Source organism: Actinomycetospora straminea (assembly GCF_028737255.1).
Lineage (GTDB): Bacteria > Actinomycetota > Actinomycetes > Mycobacteriales > Pseudonocardiaceae > Actinomycetospora > Actinomycetospora straminea.
Window position 1 is genome coordinate 1 of sequence record NZ_JAQZAN010000003.1, and the last position, 15,903, is coordinate 15,903.

14 protein-coding genes are annotated in these 15,903 nt (G+C 73.8%); 10 read left to right on the plus strand and 4 right to left on the minus strand.

Annotated elements, in window-relative coordinates; genetic code table 11:
• Positions 1-263 precede the first annotated feature (263 nt).
• From PH190_RS05370 to PH190_RS05385, 4 genes are read left to right on the plus strand one after another with little or no spacing between them, the layout of a single operon-like run.
• The gene (locus tag PH190_RS05370; protein WP_274230470.1) at positions 264-1,238 is read left to right on the plus strand and encodes a Rossmann-like and DUF2520 domain-containing protein; all 975 of its coding nucleotides are present in this window, start codon (positions 264-266) and stop codon (positions 1,236-1,238) included.
• 14 nt (positions 1,239-1,252) lie between these two features.
• A complete protein-coding gene (panC, locus tag PH190_RS05375; protein WP_274230838.1) occupies positions 1,253-2,152 on the plus strand; it encodes a pantoate--beta-alanine ligase in 900 nt (299 codons plus the stop codon).
• Position 2,153: 1 nt separating this feature from the next.
• Entirely contained in the window at positions 2,154-2,747 is a 594-nt protein-coding gene (panD, locus tag PH190_RS30725; RefSeq protein ID WP_420791585.1) for an aspartate 1-decarboxylase, read from the plus strand.
• A 24-nt stretch (positions 2,748-2,771) separates the two neighbouring features.
• A complete protein-coding gene (locus tag PH190_RS05385; protein WP_274230471.1) occupies positions 2,772-3,596 on the plus strand; it encodes a type III pantothenate kinase in 825 nt (274 codons plus the stop codon).
• Between the two features lie 77 nt (positions 3,597-3,673).
• On the opposite strand, the gene PH190_RS05390 is transcribed toward PH190_RS05385, so the two are convergent.
• Positions 3,674-5,167, minus strand: a complete 1,494-nt coding sequence (locus PH190_RS05390) for a helix-turn-helix domain-containing protein (RefSeq protein ID WP_274230472.1) — start codon at positions 5,165-5,167, stop codon at positions 3,674-3,676.
• A 236-nt stretch (positions 5,168-5,403) separates the two neighbouring features.
• Between PH190_RS05390 and exaC the strand changes: the two genes are divergently transcribed.
• The 4 genes from exaC (at position 5,404) to PH190_RS05410 (ending at position 8,659) form a co-directional block, all read left to right on the plus strand.
• Positions 5,404-6,927, plus strand: coding sequence for an acetaldehyde dehydrogenase ExaC (exaC, locus tag PH190_RS05395; protein ID WP_274230473.1), 1,524 nt, complete (start codon positions 5,404-5,406; stop codon positions 6,925-6,927).
• Between the two features lie 37 nt (positions 6,928-6,964).
• Positions 6,965-7,402, plus strand: a complete 438-nt coding sequence (locus PH190_RS05400; protein ID WP_274230474.1) for a DUF779 domain-containing protein — start codon at positions 6,965-6,967, stop codon at positions 7,400-7,402.
• Positions 7,403-7,525: 123 nt separating this feature from the next.
• Positions 7,526-8,161: a cysteine hydrolase family protein gene (locus PH190_RS05405; RefSeq protein ID WP_274230475.1), complete on the plus strand. Its 636-nt coding sequence runs from the start codon at positions 7,526-7,528 to the stop codon at positions 8,159-8,161.
• Between the two features lie 123 nt (positions 8,162-8,284).
• Complete coding sequence (locus PH190_RS05410) at positions 8,285-8,659, plus strand: histone-like nucleoid-structuring protein Lsr2 (RefSeq protein ID WP_274230476.1); 375 nt, start codon at positions 8,285-8,287, stop codon at positions 8,657-8,659.
• Between the two features lie 5 nt (positions 8,660-8,664).
• Here PH190_RS05410 and PH190_RS05415 read toward each other — a convergent pair whose 3' ends face one another.
• Complete coding sequence (locus PH190_RS05415; protein WP_274230477.1) at positions 8,665-9,357, minus strand: Crp/Fnr family transcriptional regulator; 693 nt, start codon at positions 9,355-9,357, stop codon at positions 8,665-8,667.
• A gap of 202 nt (positions 9,358-9,559) precedes the next feature.
• Here PH190_RS05415 and PH190_RS05420 point away from each other — a divergent pair, with 202 nt between their 5' ends.
• Together PH190_RS05420 and PH190_RS05425 are read left to right on the plus strand one after the other, a co-directional pair.
• Positions 9,560-10,831, plus strand: coding sequence for a M23 family metallopeptidase (locus PH190_RS05420; protein WP_274230478.1), 1,272 nt, complete (start codon positions 9,560-9,562; stop codon positions 10,829-10,831).
• 365 nt (positions 10,832-11,196) lie between these two features.
• The gene (locus PH190_RS05425) at positions 11,197-13,734 is read left to right on the plus strand and encodes an ATP-dependent Clp protease ATP-binding subunit (protein WP_274201915.1); all 2,538 of its coding nucleotides are present in this window, start codon (positions 11,197-11,199) and stop codon (positions 13,732-13,734) included.
• A gap of 64 nt (positions 13,735-13,798) precedes the next feature.
• Here PH190_RS05425 and PH190_RS05430 read toward each other — a convergent pair whose 3' ends face one another.
• Together PH190_RS05430 and PH190_RS05435 are read right to left on the minus strand one after the other, a co-directional pair.
• A complete protein-coding gene (locus PH190_RS05430) occupies positions 13,799-14,794 on the minus strand; it encodes a helix-turn-helix transcriptional regulator (RefSeq protein WP_274230479.1) in 996 nt (331 codons plus the stop codon).
• Between the two features lie 33 nt (positions 14,795-14,827).
• A complete protein-coding gene (locus PH190_RS05435) occupies positions 14,828-15,886 on the minus strand; it encodes a YihY/virulence factor BrkB family protein (RefSeq protein WP_274230480.1) in 1,059 nt (352 codons plus the stop codon).
• Between the last annotated feature and the right edge of the window lie 17 nt (positions 15,887-15,903).

Genomic DNA, 15,903 nt, shown 5'->3' on the forward strand with positions numbered 1-15,903 from the left:
GCCCCCACCCCACCAGCCCCTGCCGCCCCACGCGCCGCCGTACTGAGCGCCGACCGGAGCAGCGAGGGACGCCTCCGCTGCGCCGGACGCAGCGAGGGACGCCCTCGCTCCCACACCCGGCCCCGCGCACGGGCGGTCACGAGCGGGCGTGAACCCGCTCACCGCGGCGGTCGCGGCGCGCGCGGAGGGTTACCGTGGGCGCCAGTGATCGTCCGGTACCCGCGCGAGCGGGACGGGAACGAGCCGAACGAGTGAGGTGGCGCGTGGGCACCGACGCCGGCGAGGACGCCGGGCGGTGGGAGCAGACGTCCGGTGAGCCCGGGCCGTCCCCCACCCCTCGGGAAGGCTCACGACTCGCGGTGGGCGTGGTCTCCGCCGGCCGGGTCGGCGCGGTGCTGGGCGCCGCGCTCGCGCAGGCCGGGCACCAGGTCGTCGCCGCCTCCGCCGTCTCCCGCGCGTCGCGGGCGCGCGCCGAGGAGCTCCTGCCCGGCGCCGCGATCCTCCCGCCCGACGAGGTGGTCCGTCGCGCCGACCTCGCCCTCCTCGCGGTCCCCGACGACGTGCTCCCCGGCCTCGTCCGCGGGCTCGCCGCGTCCGACTGCCTGCGCCCCGGCCAGATCGTCGTCCACACGTGCGGCGCCGCCGGGGTCGGCGTGCTCGCCCCCGCCGCCGAGCACGACGTGCTGCCGATCGCCCTGCACCCCGCGATGACGATCACCGGGCGCCGCGAGGACGTCGCGCGCCTGACCGGCGCCTGCGTCGGCGTCACGGGCCCGGAGCCGACGACGGAGGACGCCGACGCGGCCTGGTTGGTCGGCGAGGCCCTGGTCGTCGAGATGGGCGCGGAGCCCGTGCGCGTCCCGGAGGCCGTGCGCCCGCTCTACCACGCCGCCCTCGCCCACGGGGCGAACCACCTGGTCACGCTCGTGCGCGAGGCCGCCGACCTGCTCGCCGGCGCCGGGGTCGAGCCCGCCGAGCGGGTCCTCGCCCCGCTGCTGTCCGCCGCGCTCGACAACGCCCTGCGCCACGGCGACCGGGCGCTCACCGGTCCCGTCGTCCGCGGCGACGCCGGCACGGTGGCGATGCACCTGCGCCACCTCGACGACCGCGCGCCCGCCGCGGCCCCGCTCTACCGGGCCCTGGCCCGGCGCACCGCCGAGCGCGCCCGCGACGGCGGACTGGTCGACCCGGCCGCCGCCGCCGACGTGGTGGCCGCCCTCGAGAGGCACTCCCCGTGACCCGACCCTCCAGCCTGCGCACCCACGACCTCGTCGGCCGCGCACGCCCGCAGTACGACGCCGGGCGCCTCACGGTGCACCGCGACCCGAACACCTTGCGCCGCGTCACCAAGGCCCTCCGCGGCGGCGGGCGGCGCGTCACGCTCGTGCCCACCATGGGCGCCCTGCACGAGGGCCACCGCGAGCTGATGCGCCGCGCCCGCGGCGTGCCCGGCGCCGCGACCGTCGTGTCGATCTTCGTGAACCCGAAGCAGTTCGGGCCGAACGAGGACTACGGGCGCTACCCGCGGGCCTTCGAGGGCGACCTCGAGATGTGCCGCGAGGAGGGCGTCGAGCTGGTCTTCGCGCCCGAGGTCGAGGACATGTACCCCGCCGGGTTCGCGACCTCGATCCACCCCGGCCCACTGGGCGACGAGCTCGAGGGCGCGATCCGCCCGGGTCACTTCGCGGGGATGCTGACGGTCGTCAACAAGCTCTTCGCGATCACGACGCCCGACGTCGCGTTCTTCGGCGAGAAGGACTACCAGCAGCTCACGCTCATCCGGCGCATGGTCCGCGACCTCGACATGGACCTCCACGTCGTCGGCGTCCCCACCGTCCGCGAGCCCGACGGCTTGGCGCTGTCGAGCCGCAACGCCTACCTGTCGGCCGACGAGCGCCACGCCGCCGTCGCGCTGTCCGCCGCCCTGTCGGCCGGCCAGCACGCGGGTGAGCAGGGCGCGGCGGCCGTCCTCGACGCCGCGCGCGCCGTGCTCGTCACCGAGCCGTCGCTGCAGGTCGACTACCTCGAGCTGCGCGACGAGGACCTCGGTCCCACCCCCGACATCGGTCCGGCGCGGCTGCTGGTCGCCGCCCGGGCCGGCACGACCCGTCTGATCGACAACGCCGCGGTGTCCCTCGTGAGGAGAGTCTGACGTGCAGCGCACGATGCTGAAGTCCAAGATCCACCGGGCGACGGTGACGGACGCGGACCTGCACTACGTGGGGTCGGTGACCGTCGACGAGGACCTGATGCGCGCCGCGGACCTCCTGCCCGGCGAGCAGGTCGCCATCGTCGACGTCACCAACGGCGCGCGCCTCGAGACCTACGTGATCACCGGGCCCGCGGGCTCCGGCGTCATCGGGATCAACGGCGCGGCGGCCCACCTCGTGCAGCCCGGCGACCTCGTCATCCTCATCTCCTACGGCGTGATGGACGACGCGGAGGCCCGCACCTACCAGCCGCGGGTGGTGTTCGTCGACCAGCACAACCGCGTCCTCGACCGCGGCGCCGACCCGGCCCACGTGCCCGACGCCGCGCCGACGACGTCGCTGCTGCGCCCGGGCACGGAGGCGACCGGCGCCCGTCCGGCCCGCCGGCACGAGGCCGCCGCCGGCCCGGCGATGACGACGGTCGGCGGGAGCTGGGGCGCCGAGCCGGCCCGCGACGAGCGTCCCGCCCGGCGCCGCGACGCCGCCGAGACCACCGACGCGCGACGGCTCGACGCGCTGCTCTCCGCGGACCACTGAGGGCCCGGGCAGACGCGATCACCAGTGCTCCTCTGCGTCGACGTCGGCAACACGCAGACCGCGCTCGCCCTCTACCCGCCCGAGGGGCCCGCGGTGTGGGACGCGCGCCTGCGCACCGAGCCCCGGGCCACCGGCGACGAGATCGCGCTGCTGGTCCGGGGCCTGCTCGGCGCCCGGGTCGGCGACGTGTCGGCGGTCGCCGCGCTGTCGACGGTGCCGGCGCTGATGCGCGAGCTGCGGGGGATGGTCGCGCGGCACTTCGCGGGCCTCGACCACCTGCTCGTCGAGCCCGGTGTGCGCACCGGTGTGCCGCTGCTGGTCGACAACCCCAAGGAGGTCGGCGCCGACCGCGTCGTCCAGGCCCTCGCCGTGTTCGAGCGCCACGGCGGGCCCTGTGTCGTCGTCACGTTCGGGACGTCGACGACGGTGGACGGGGTGTCGGCGCGCGGGGAGTTCCTCGGCGGGGCGATCGCGGCCGGGGTCGCGGTGTCCGCCGAGGCGCTCGCGGTGCGGGCCGCGGCGCTGCGCCCGGTCGAGCTGGTCGTGCCGCGTTCGGTGCTCGGGCGCAACACCGTCGAGAGCATGCAGGCCGGGCTGGTGCTCGGGGCGGCCGCGCAGGTCGACGGGCTCGTCGCCCGGGTGGGCCGCGAGATCACCGCGCGCGACCCCGAGGGCCGCGCGCCGGTCGCCGTCGTCGCGTCGGGCGGGCTCGCGCCGGTGGTCGTCGACGAGTGCGCGACGATCACCGACCACGTGCCCGACCTGACCCTGCTGGGCCTGCGCACGGTGCACCGGCGGTGGCAGGAGCGCCGCGACGACCGCGCCGCGAAGCGGGCCGCGCGGTCCTGAGGCGTCTCGGGCGCGGTTACTGGCCCGTATCGCTCGGTGGGCGAGCGATACGAGCCGGTAACCGCCGGGAGGCGCGCTCAGACCGCCAGCTCGTCGCGCCGCGGGTCGCCGGCGGGCAGGAGGTGGCGCAGGCGCTCGGCGATCTCCGGGTCGTCACCGGCGTCCACCTGCGCCAGCGCCCACAGCGCCTCGGCGTCGCCCCGGCGCAGCACCGCCCCGCGCACGGCGACCTCGAGGTGGTCGCGCTCCTCGCGCACGCCCGGGGCGTCGGAGGCGGGCAGCAGGGCGCCGCGGCGCAGCACCTCCGGCGGCGGCAGCCGGCGCGCCCGGAGGGCCTCGCGGACGTGCAGGAAGTCGGCGTCGACGCGGGCGCGCAGCCGGTAGGGCTGGGTGCTGATGATCGAGGACCCGAGCGCCGCGCGCAGCCGGTGCACCTCGGAGCGCACGGTCACCGGGTTGCCGGCGTCGCCGTAGAGCGCCTGGGCGAGCCCGTCGGCGGTGAGGCCGTCGGGGTGCAGGGCGAGCACGACGAGCATCTCGGCGTGGCGCAGGCTCAGGCGCACCGGACGGCCGTCGAGGCGGGCGACCGGGCGCTCGGCCCCGAGGAACGGCAGCACGAGGCTCGGCCCCGACGACGCCCGCGGCGCGAGGCGCAGCAGCCACCCCTCGGCGAGGGGCTCGAGGACGCCCTCGCCGCGCTCGCCGAGGTCCACGCGCCCGCCGCCCTCGGGGATCGCGACCCGCTCGCCGAGCCAGTCGGCGGGCTGCGCGTCGATCACCCGCCCGCCGGGCGCGAGCAGGGCCCCGGGCTCGCCGCGCAGGCCGTCGAGGTGGGTCCGGTTGCGGGTGCGCAGGCGCTCGTCGCGCTCGACGAGGCGCGCCCGCAGGTGCACCTCGGCGAGCTCGGCCGCCGCCCTCACCAGGGCCAGCGTGCTCGGGTGGAACGTGCGCAGCGGGCCGGTGAGGTCGATGGCGGCGACGACCTCGCCGCTGTCGGGGTCGTGGATCGGGGCCGCCGCGCACGTCCACGCGTGGTAGAGCCGCACGAGGTGCTCGGCGGAGTGGATCTGCACCGCCCGCCCCGAGGCGAGCGCGGTGCCCATCGCGTTGGTGCCGATCGAGTCCTCGCTCCAGCGCGTGCCCTCGACCAGCGCGACGTCGTCGGCGCGGCGCAGGACGTCGGCGTGGCCCTCGCGCCAGAGGATGTGCCCGCGCGCGTCGGTCACGATCATCATGTGCACGGCCTCGTCGGCGACGTCGAGCAGCGTGCGCCGCAGCAGCGGCAGCACCGGCGCGAGCAGGTGCCCGCCGCGGACGTCGTCGAGCTCGTGGGTGCCGAACACCTGCCGCGGCCGCCCGTGGTCGGGGTCGACGTGGGCGTCGAGCGAGCGGCGCCAGGACGCCGACACCACGTCGCGCGGCGAGGCGGGGCTCGCGGTGCCCGAGAGGACCGCGTCGCGGATGCGTTCGAGGAGGTGGGCGCGCTCGACCGGGTCGGAGGGTCCGAGCGGCAGCGTCCCCGGCACCGTCAGGCGGGGCGTGCCGCGCGCACGACGCTGGCTCCCCGGCATCGGCGCCCCCTGCGACCCGTCGACGGGAGGTGCCGCCGTGGCACGCGGCGTCCCGCCGGGGACGCGAGTCCCCGTCGGTCGATCGTGCTCCATCGTCCGGGGTAAGGCAACCCTACACCGAATCCTCGTGTGCGCCCTGCGAGGTCCGAAAGTGCCGCGGATGCGTTGCAACGCCCGTGCAACCCTCGCGTCCCTAGTGTCCGCGCTCACGTAGCCCACGACGTGGAGGGACACAGATGGCCACCTACGCGGCCCCGGGACAGGCGGACAGCGTCGTCTCGTTCAAGCCCCGGTACGACCACTACATCGGCGGCGAGTACGTCGCGCCCGCGAAGGGCCAGTACTTCGAGAACCCCACGCCGATCACGGGGCAGACGTTCACCGAGGTCGCCCGCGGGACGGCCGACGACGTCGAGAAGGCGCTGGACGCCGCCGAGGGCGCCGCGCCGGCGTGGGGCAGGACCGCGGTCACCGAGCGCGCGAACATCCTCAACCAGATGGCCGACCGGATCGAGGCGAACCTCGAGAAGATCGCCGTCGCCGAGAGCTGGGAGAACGGCAAGGCCGTCCGCGAGACGCTCGCCGCCGACATCCCGCTCGCGATCGACCACCTGCGCTACTTCTCGGGCGCGATCCGGGCGCAGGAGGGCCACCTCTCCCAGATCGACGAGGACACGGTCGCCTACCACTTCCACGAGCCGCTGGGCGTGGTCGGCCAGATCATCCCCTGGAACTTCCCGATCCTCATGGCGATCTGGAAGCTGGCCCCGGCCCTCGCCGCGGGCAACGCCGTCGTCCTCAAGCCCGCCGAGCAGACCCCGGCCTCGATCCACGTCCTCCTGGACGTCGTCGGCGACCTCCTGCCCCCCGGCGTGCTCAACGTCGTCAACGGCTTCGGCGTCGAGGCGGGCAAGCCGCTGGCGTCGTCGAGCCGCATCCGCAAGATCGCCTTCACCGGCGAGACGACGACCGGGCGCCTGATCTCGCAGTACGCCTCCGAGAACCTCATCCCGGTCACCCTCGAGCTCGGCGGCAAGAGCCCGAACATCTTCTTCGACGACGTCGCCGCGCAGCAGGACGCGTTCTACGACAAGGCGCTCGAGGGCTTCGCGATGTTCGCCCTCAACCAGGGCGAGGTCTGCACCTGCCCGTCGCGCGCGCTCGTCCAGGGCGGCATCTACGACGAGTTCGTCGCGCAGGGCGTCAAGCGCGCCGAGCAGGTCAGGATGGGCAACCCGCTCGACACCGAGACGATGATGGGCGCGCAGGCCTCGAACGACCAGCTCGAGAAGATCCTGTCCTACATCGACATCGGTCGGCAGGAGGGCGCCAGGGTCCTCACCGGCGGCGAGCGCGCCGACCTGGGTGGCGAGCTCTCGGGCGGCTACTACGTCCAGCCGACCGTGTTCGAGGGCCAGAACTCGATGCGGATCTTCCAGGAGGAGATCTTCGGTCCGGTGCTGTCGGTGGCGCGGTTCAGCGACTACGCCGACGCGATGGCGCAGGCCAACGACACGCTCTACGGCCTCGGTGCCGGCGTGTGGTCGCGCGACACGAACACCGCCTACCGCGCGGGCCGCGACATCCAGGCCGGCCGGGTGTGGGTGAACAACTACCACGCCTACCCGGCCCACGCGGCGTTCGGTGGCTACAAGCAGTCGGGCATCGGCCGCGAGAACCACAAGATGATGCTCGACCACTACCAGCAGACCAAGAACATCCTCCAGAGCTACTCGAACGACGCCCTGGGGTTCTTCTGATCGGTCCGCGGGTTCCCCGGAGGTGGAGGTGGTCGCCATGACCGAGATCAGCACCAGCACCGACGTCACCGAGCAGGTGCCGGAGGTGCCGGGGTCGGGCACCGGGCGGGTCGCCCTGTCGCCGCAGGCCGCCGAGCTCCTGGTGTCGCTCACCGCGGTCCACGGGCCCCTGATGTTCCACCAGTCCGGCGGGTGCTGCGACGGCAGCGCGCCGATGTGCTACCCGGACGGGGACTTCAAGATCGGGGGCTCCGACGTGCACCTCGGTGACCTGGTCGTGGAGGGCCTGGAGAGGCCGATCGGCTTCTACATGTCCGCCTCGCAGTACGAGTACTGGAAGCACACGCACCTCACCGTCGACGTGGTGAAGGGTCGCGGCAGCGGGTTCTCGGTGGAGGCGCCCGAGGGCGTCCGCTTCATCATCCGCTCGCGCCTGTTCACCGACGACGAGCTGCGCGAGCTGGGCGACCGGTAGCCGGTCGCTGTACGGGCACGATCCGACCGAGTAGGACCGAGGGGCGCCCCGGCTGCGTGCGACGCAGCGGGGGCGCCCCTCGCACGTCAGCCCCCGACGGCCCCCTGACGAAGGAGCTCGACGATGAGCACCCCCTCGACGACGCCCTCGACGACACCCTCGACGACCCCCTCGACCACGCTGCGCGAGCTGACGGGCATGCCCGCCGAGCCCGCGTCCCTGCGCGAGTCGGCGCTGGTCATGATCGACCTGCAGAACACCTACACCCGCGGCGTCATGGCCCTCGAGAACGTCGAGCCGGCGATCGACGAGGCCGCCGTCCTGCTCGACCGGGCGCGCAGCGCGGGCATCCCGATCGTCCACGTCCAGCACGACGCGGGGGAGGGCTCGCCGTACGACGTGCGGGCCGAGATCGGGGCGATCGTCGACCGCGTCGCGCCGCGCGAGGGCGAGCACGTGGTCGTCAAGAACTTCCCGAACTCCTTCGTCGGCACCGACCTCGAGGCGCACCTGCGCGGCGTGGGCGCGTCGAACCTGGTGCTGGCCGGGTTCATGACGCACATGTGCGTGAACTCCACCGCGCGCGGCGCGTTCAACGCCGGATTCGCGCCCTCGGTGGTCGCCGGCGCGACGGCGACCCGCGCCCTTCCCGGACCGGACGGTACGGTTTCGGCCTCGTCGCTGCAGCGTGCGAGCCTCGCTGCACTGGCCGACGTGTTCGCCGTCGTCGTTCCGGACAGCGCCGCGATCCCCGACTGACGCGGAATTGTCGGTATGCGCCGGGCATGAGGTGGTGAAATCGCGGCGTGGATCACTCGACAAACGCGTCGTCGCACAAATAAGGTCCGGCCACATTCCCGGTCGGTGTGCGGAGGTCGCGTGATGGCGCAGAAAGTCGTGGTGTCGCTCGTCGACGATCTGGACCAGTCGGAAGCCGACGAGACGGTCGAGTTCGGGATCGACGGCGCCACGTACGAGATCGACCTGTCCGAGGCGAACGCCTCGGCGCTGCGCGACGCGCTCGCCGACTACGTCGCGCACGCCCGGCGCAGCGGGGGCCGGCGCCGGTCGTCGTCGGCGTCCTCGTCGGGCTCCACCGGCGGGCGGCGGGGCAGCGGTGGCGGCGGGGGCCGGGCGGCGGTCGACCGCGAGCAGAACCAGGCGATCCGCGAGTGGGCCCGCAAGCAGGGGATGACGGTCTCGGAGCGCGGGCGCATCCCCAGCGAGGTCAGCGAGGCGTACCACAAGGCCCACTGACGTCCTCAGGCGTCGCCCGCGTAGGCGCCGAGCGCGGCGCGGTCGAGCGTCACGCCGCGCCCGCCCGGGTGCACGGTGACGAGGCCCCGGTCGGCCAGCGCGCGCAGGGCGGTGTTGAGCGTCTGCCGGGCGATGCCGAGACGCTGGGCGAGCAGGGTCTGCGGGCCGCCGAAGTCGACGACGTCGCGGCCGGCGGCGAGCTCGAGCAGCAGGGCGGCGAGGCGCCGGTCGACGGGCCGGCGCAGCTCGCTGCGGGCGCGGTTCTGCAGGCTCACGATCCGGACGAGGTCGCGGGCGAGGGCGAGCAGGGTGTCGGGGCTGGACCGGAAGGCGCGCAGAGCCGCCGCGGCCGGGACGACGACGACCGTCGAGTCGCGGACGGCCACCGCGTCCTCGGTGCGCGGACCGGGCCGGAGGACCTCGAAGTAGCCGAACGCGTGCCCCTCCGCGGCGACCCCGAGGTCGATGACGTCGCCCGCCACCGAGCTGAGCCGCGCGACGACCGCGCCCTGCCGCAGGACGAACATGGCGTCGCCGGGCGCGCCCTCGAGGAAGACCGGCTCGCCGGCGGCGTAGTGGCGGACCACCGACGCCGCGCCGAGCGCCCGGACCGTCGCGTCGTCGAGGCCCCGCAGCTGCGGGCACGCCCGCAGGACCCGTTCGGCGCGCGCGTCCGGCGCGGAGACCGTCACCGTCATTCCTGCGACCCCCTGTTGCTTCGGCTCGATGCTGTTCACCTGTCCGGCGCAGCCGTGCTGTCGTCGCCATGACAGCGCGTCGATCATGTGGCGCCCTACCGTCCGCGTCGACGGTCCGGTCGGAACCCCGACATCTCGGGCCGCGTCGGTCGAGCCCCGGGAGACGGCAGTGGGCGTGCGCAGAGGTGGGCGGGCGGCGGTCGTGGGCGCCCTGATCGCGGCGGTGACGGTCCTGGCGGCGTGCGGCTCCTCGGGTGCGGGGGCGGCACCACCGACGACACCGCCCCCGTCGGCGTCGCCCGCTGCCGGCACCGCGGCCGTCGAGGGGCCGTTCGGCGGGCCGTCGGCCGCGGACTCGGCGGCGGGCGGGCCGTCGGTGTTCACGCCGGTTACCGCGTCGGTGCTCCGGGCCCCGATCCCGGTACCGGCGACCGACGGCCGCGTCCACCTGGCCTACGAGCTCGAGCTGACCAACGTCCTCTCCTCGCCGGTCACGATCAACACGGTCGAGGTGGTCGGCGACGGCCGGTCGCTGCTGCGGCTGGAGGGCGACGCCCTCGCCGAGTGGATCAAGCCGTTCGGCGGCAGCCCGGGCACGCGCGACCTCACGGCGGGGCAGGGCGGCCTGGTCTGGCTGGACGTGGTGCTCGCCCCCACCGACCCCGTCCCCGCCCGCCTCGAGCACCGCCTCGACCTGGCCTTCGCCCAGCCGTCGCCGCCGCTCGTGCCGCCGACCCTGACCGCGACGCTCGCCGCGTCCGCGGTCGACCGGACCCCGCCGATCCGCATCTCGCCGCCGCTGCGCGGACCCGGGTGGCTCGACGGCGACAGCTGCTGCCGCCTCGGTGCGCACCGGGGCGCGGTCAGCCCCATCGACGGGCAGCTGTGGGCGCCGGAGCGCTTCGCCATCGACTACGTCCAGACCGACGCCGCGGGCCGGATGATGACCGGGCCGCCGACCGACATCGCCAGCTACCCGTACGTCGGTGCGGACATCCTGGCCGTCGCCGACGGGCCGGTCGTCGGGCTGGTCAGCGACCTCCCGCAGCAGCCGCCGGGCGCGAACCCGGGCGGTCTGACGCTGCAGCAGTACGGGGGCAACCACGTCGTGCAGGACCTCGGCGGCGGGCGCTACGCCTTCTACGCGCACCTGCAGACGGGGAACCCGCTGAACCTCGCGGTGGGGCAGCAGCTGCGTCGGGGCCAGGTGCTCGGCAAGCTGGGCAACTCCGGCAACAGCGATGCACCTCACCTGCACTTCCACGTGATGGACCGCCCGGACCCGCTCGCGTCCAACGGCGTGCCGTTCGAGTTCGACGCGTTCACCCTCGACGGGCGGGTGGTCTCCGAGGAGTCGCTGCAGCAGGGCACCGCGGGTCCCGTGCCGTTCGGCATCGACCGGGCCGGGGCGGGCCCGCGGGCCGGGGTGTCGCCGCTGGGCCTCGACGTCATGAGCTACCCGGCCGCGCCGTAGCACGGTGCCGCCGGCCCGCCCACCCGACCGGGGGGAGCCCCGGTGGACCGACCGGCCTCCTCGGCCGGGTGGTTCACCGGTGGCGAACACCTCGGCGGGATGACCCGGACGTCGGGGATGGTTGGACAGGACGGAAACGGGGAGGACCCACGACGGTCCGTCGCCGCGTGTCCGCCGTCACGGTGGTGCAACCGTCACCGTCCCGTGACGTCACGCGCGACGACTAGGATGGCCTTACGGTGCAGTGGCAGTTCGGGCACCGTGGGGGTCCCGATCCGTCATCGGGCACCAGCCAAGGGGCCACCGGGGCGTTCCTTCGGGGACACTCGGTGGCGGACCGCCGGCGCAGCAGTCAGGAGTGACGAATGTTCGAGAGGTTCACCGACCGCGCGAGGCGGGTGGTCGTCCTGGCCCAAGAAGAGGCCCGGATGCTCAACCACAACTACATCGGCACCGAGCACATCCTGCTCGGTCTGATCCACGAGGGCGAGGGCGTCGCCGCCAAGGCCCTCGAGTCGCTGGGCATCGCCCTGGAGGGCGTGCGCCAGCAGGTCGAGGAGATCATCGGCCAGGGCCAGCAGGCGCCCTCCGGCCACATCCCCTTCACCCCCCGCGCCAAGAAGGTGCTGGAGCTGTCGCTGCGCGAGGCGCTGCAGCTCGGGCACAACTACATCGGCACCGAGCACATCCTGCTCGGGCTCATCCGCGAGGGCGAGGGCGTCGCCGCCCAGGTGCTCGTCAAGCTCGGCGCGGACCTCAACCGTGTGCGCCAGCAGGTGCTGCAGCTGCTCTCGGGCTACCAGGGCAAGGAGCCCGCGGAGTCCGGCAGCCAGCGCGGCGAGGGCACCCCGTCGTCGTCCCTGGTGCTCGACCAGTTCGGTCGCAACCTCACCCAGTCGGCCCGCGAGGGCAAGCTGGACCCGGTCATCGGCCGGGAGAAGGAGATCGAGCGGGTCATGCAGGTCCTCTCCCGGAGGACCAAGAACAACCCGGTCCTCATCGGCGAGCCCGGCGTCGGCAAGACCGCCGTCGTCGAGGGCCTCGGCCAGGCCATCGTCAAGGGCGAGGTCCCCGAGACGCTGAAGGACAAGCAGCTCTACACGCTCGACCTCGGGTCGCTCGTGGCGGGCTCGCGCTACCGCGGTGACTTCGAGGAGCGCCTCAAGAAGGTCCTCAAGGAGATCCGCACCCGCGGCGACATCATCCTGTTCATCGACGAGCTCCACACGCTCGTCGGCGCGGGTGCCGCCGAGGGCGCGATCGACGCCGCGTCGATCCTCAAGCCGATGCTGGCCCGCGGTGAGCTGCAGACCATCGGCGCCACCACGCTCGACGAGTACCGCAAGCACGTCGAGAAGGACGCCGCGCTCGAGCGCCGCTTCCAGCCGATCCAGGTGGGGGAGCCCTCGGTGGCCCACTCCATCGAGATCCTCAAGGGGCTGCGCGACCGCTACGAGGCGCACCACCGCGTCTCGATCACGGACCCGGCGCTGGTCGCGGCGGCCACCCTGGCCGACCGCTACATCAACGACCGCTTCCTGCCGGACAAGGCCATCGACCTCATCGACGAGGCCGGCGCCCGCATGCGCATCCGCCGCATGACCGCGCCGCCGGACCTGCGCGAGTTCGACGAGAAGATCGCCGACGTCCGTCGCGAGAAGGAGTCCGCGATCGACGCGCAGGACTTCGAGAAGGCGGCGCGCCTGCGCGACGAGGAGAAGAACCTCATCGGGCAGAAGACCGAGCGCGAGAAGCAGTGGAAGTCCGGTGACCTCGACGTCGTCGCGGAGGTCGACGACGAGCAGATCGCCGAGGTGCTGGCCAACTGGACCGGCATCCCGGTGTTCAAGCTCACCGAGGAGGAGACCACCCGCCTGCTGCGCATGGAGGACGAGCTCCACAAGCGCATCATCGGGCAGGAGGACGCGGTCAAGGCCGTGTCGCAGTCCATGCGGCGCACCCGCGCCGGCCTCAAGGACCCGAAGCGTCCGTCGGGCTCGTTCATCTTCGCCGGCCCCTCGGGCGTCGGGAAGACGGAGCTCACCAAGGCGCTCGCGGAGTTCCTCTTCGGCGACGACGACGCGCTCGTCCAGATCGACATGGGCGAGTTCCACGACCGCTACACCGCCTCGCGGCTCTTCGGCGCGCCCCCCGGGTACGTCGGCTACGAGGAGGGCGGCCAGCTCACCGAGAAGGTGCGCCGCAAGCCGTTCTCGGTGGTCCTCTTCGACGAGATCGAGAAGGCCCACTCCGAGGTCTACAACACGCTGCTGCAGGTGCTCGAGGACGGCCGCCTGACCGACGGTCAGGGCCGCATCGTCGACTTCAAGAACACGGTCATCGTGTTCACGTCGAACCTCGGGACGCAGGACATCTCGAAGGCGGTCGGCCTCGGGTTCCAGTCCGGGCAGGACTCGGGCTCGAACTACGAGCGCATGAAGAACAAGGTGACGGACGAGCTCAAGAAGCACTTCCGTCCCGAGTTCCTCAACCGCATCGACGACATCATCGTGTTCCACCAGCTGCGCGAGGACGAGATCGTGCAGATGGTCGACCTGATGATCGGTCGCACCGAGAAGCAGCTGCAGAACAAGGACATGTCGATCGAGCTCACCGACGCCGCGAAGAAGCTGCTCGCGCAGCGCGGCTTCGACCCGGTGCTCGGCGCCCGTCCGCTGCGCCGCACGATCCAGCGCGAGATCGAGGACCAGCTCTCCGAGAAGATCCTCTTCGGCGAGGTCGAGTCCGGCCAGATCGTGCTCGTCGACGTCGAGGGCTGGACGCCCGAGCCCGACGAGAACGGGGTCACCAAGCCCGCGCCCGAGTCGGCCACCTTCACCTTCCGCGGTGAGGCCAAGCCGACCCCGGTGCCGGACACCCCGGAGGTCGCCGCGGCGGAGTGATCCGCCCGCCGCACGTCACCCGGAGCCCCGGTCCCCTCCCGAGGGGGCCGGGGCTCCGGCGTGTCTAGCCCCCGTACATCCCGGCGAGGGCGTGGGCGACGCCGGCCATCTGCTCCCGCAGGGCCAGGGGGGCGAGCACCTCGACGTCGGCGCCGAGGGCCAGCAGCTCGTGGCGGGCGTGGGCGATCGACTCGATCGGGATGACCGCCTCGACCCAGCCGTCGGCGTCGGCCGGCCACGTGCCCTCGGTCAGCGCGCGGGCGGTGTGGGGGGTGAGGACCACCGACGCGAGCTCGAGGGCCTGCGGCGAGAACCGCACGGTCGCCTCGGCCTGGTAGAGCGCGTCGGTGAGCTCCTGGGTGCGCTGGTGCCAGTACTTCCACAGGTCGAAGCCCTCGGGCCGCTCGAAACGGACGTCGAGGGTCTCGAGGTGGAGGATGCGCGCGACGCGGTAGGTGCGCGGCGTGGCGCCGGGCTCTCCGCTCGGCACGGCGACCAGGTACCAGGTGCCGGCCTTGAGCACGAGACCGAGCGGTTCCAGCTCGCGCTCGACCTCCGGCTCCCGCCCGCCGGTCGCCCAGCGCCGGTAGCGCACGCGCAGCACCCGCTGGTTCCACACGGCGTCGGCGACCCCGGTCAGGGTCGGGACGTGGTCGGCCTCGCGGAACCAGCCGGGGGCGTCGAGGTGGAAGCGCTCGGCGATGCGGCCGGCGCGGTCGGAGAGCTCGCCGGGCAGCGCCGCCTGGACCTTGAGCTGCGCGGCCGCGAGCACCCGCCCGAGCCCGAGCTCCGCGGCCGCCTCGGGCATCCCCGAGAGCGCGAGGGCGTCGGCCTCCTCGGCGGTCATGCCGGTCAGGTGGGTGCGGTAGCCCTCCAGCAGCGAGTAGCCGCCGTCCGGGCCGCGGTCGGCGTAGACGGGCACCCCGGACGCCGAGAGCGCGTCCATGTCGCGGTAGATCGTGCGGATCGAGACCTCGAGCTCGTCGGCGAGCTCCCGCGCCGTGAGACGGCCACGGTTCTGCAACAGCAGGAGCACGGAGAGGAGCCGGCTGGCGCGCACAGGTCAGTGGTACCCCATGACTGACAGGTCCTGTCAGGCACGTCCCCCGTCCGGCGCGACGGTTTCAGCCGGTTGCTCGGGTTGGAGCTCGTCGGGGATGCCGTCGGCGTCGTCATCCCGCAGCAGCGGGTCGCCGATGCCGGCCCGCGCGCCCTCCAGCTGCGCGGCGACCGCGACCCCGAGCAGCAGCGCGATACCCGTCACCGTCGCCCACAGCAGCAGGGCCATGATCCCGGCGAGCGGGCCGTAGGTCTGGCTGAAGTCGCCGGAGACCGCGACGTAGAGCGCCACGCACCCGGACGCCGCGAGCCACAGGATCACCGTCAGCCCGGCGCCGAGCGCGAGCCACGACAGGCCCGGCTGGTGGCGGCGGGGCGCGTAGCGGAAGAGCACGGTGACGGCGACGACGAGCGCGGCCAGGCCCACGGGCCAGCGCAGGACGTCGAACACCGTCTCGGCGACGTCACCCCAGCGGTAGACGTCCTCGACGGCGTCACCGAGCGGCCCACCAGCGATGATGAGCACCAGGCCGACACCGAGCGCCGAGCCCGCCGTCAGCGTCAGCACGGCCGCGCGGGCGTACTTGCGGACGAAGGGCCGGTCGCGCTCGGTGCCGTAGATGCGGTTGGTGCCGCGCTCGAGCTGGGCGATCGCGGACGTCATGGCCAGGAAGGCCGTGATCAGTCCCAGGGCGACGGCGATCTCGCCGACGTTCTCGCTGGGCGAGTCCTCGACCTCGCCGTCCTCCTCGGGCAGCTCCGCGGGGCCGCGGGCGACGACGTCGGCGAGCAGCTGGTCGCCGGCGCCCGGTGAGACCGCGACGACGGTGCGCGCCACGACCTGCGCCACCGACTCGGCGCCCACAGCTGTCGCGAGCCCGCTGCCGGCGATGACGAGCGGGACGACGGCGAGCGCGAGCTGCAGCGCGAACCCCCGCGCGTGGCTGAAGCCGTCGCCGAACCGGAAGCGCATGAGGGCGTCGCGCAGCAGTGTCACGAGCCCGATCCGGCGCGCGGTGTGCCACGCGTCGTCGGCCGACAGCAGGTCACCGTCCATGTCCGTGGTGACGGGGACCGCGCGCACCGAGCTCACGCCGTCATCTTCCCCGG

What these genes read in the sequence shown, in the direction of transcription:
- PH190_RS05425 (WP_274201915.1), top strand. Translation starts at nt 11,197, where the DNA reads ATGTTCGAGAGGTTCACCGACCGCGCGAGGCGGGTGGTCGTCCTGGCC.
- PH190_RS05400 (WP_274230474.1), top strand. Translation starts at nt 6,965, where the DNA reads ATGACCGAGATCAGCACCAGCACCGACGTCACCGAGCAGGTGCCGGAG.
- PH190_RS05405 (WP_274230475.1), top strand. Translation starts at nt 7,526, where the DNA reads ATGAGCACCCCCTCGACGACGCCCTCGACGACACCCTCGACGACCCCC.
- PH190_RS05415 (WP_274230477.1), bottom strand. Translation starts at nt 9,357, where the DNA reads ATGACGGTGACGGTCTCCGCGCCGGACGCGCGCGCCGAACGGGTCCTG.
- PH190_RS05410 (WP_274230476.1), top strand. Translation starts at nt 8,285, where the DNA reads ATGGCGCAGAAAGTCGTGGTGTCGCTCGTCGACGATCTGGACCAGTCG.
- PH190_RS05390 (WP_274230472.1), bottom strand. Translation starts at nt 5,167, where the DNA reads ATGCCGGGGAGCCAGCGTCGTGCGCGCGGCACGCCCCGCCTGACGGTG.
- exaC (WP_274230473.1), top strand. Translation starts at nt 5,404, where the DNA reads ATGGCCACCTACGCGGCCCCGGGACAGGCGGACAGCGTCGTCTCGTTC.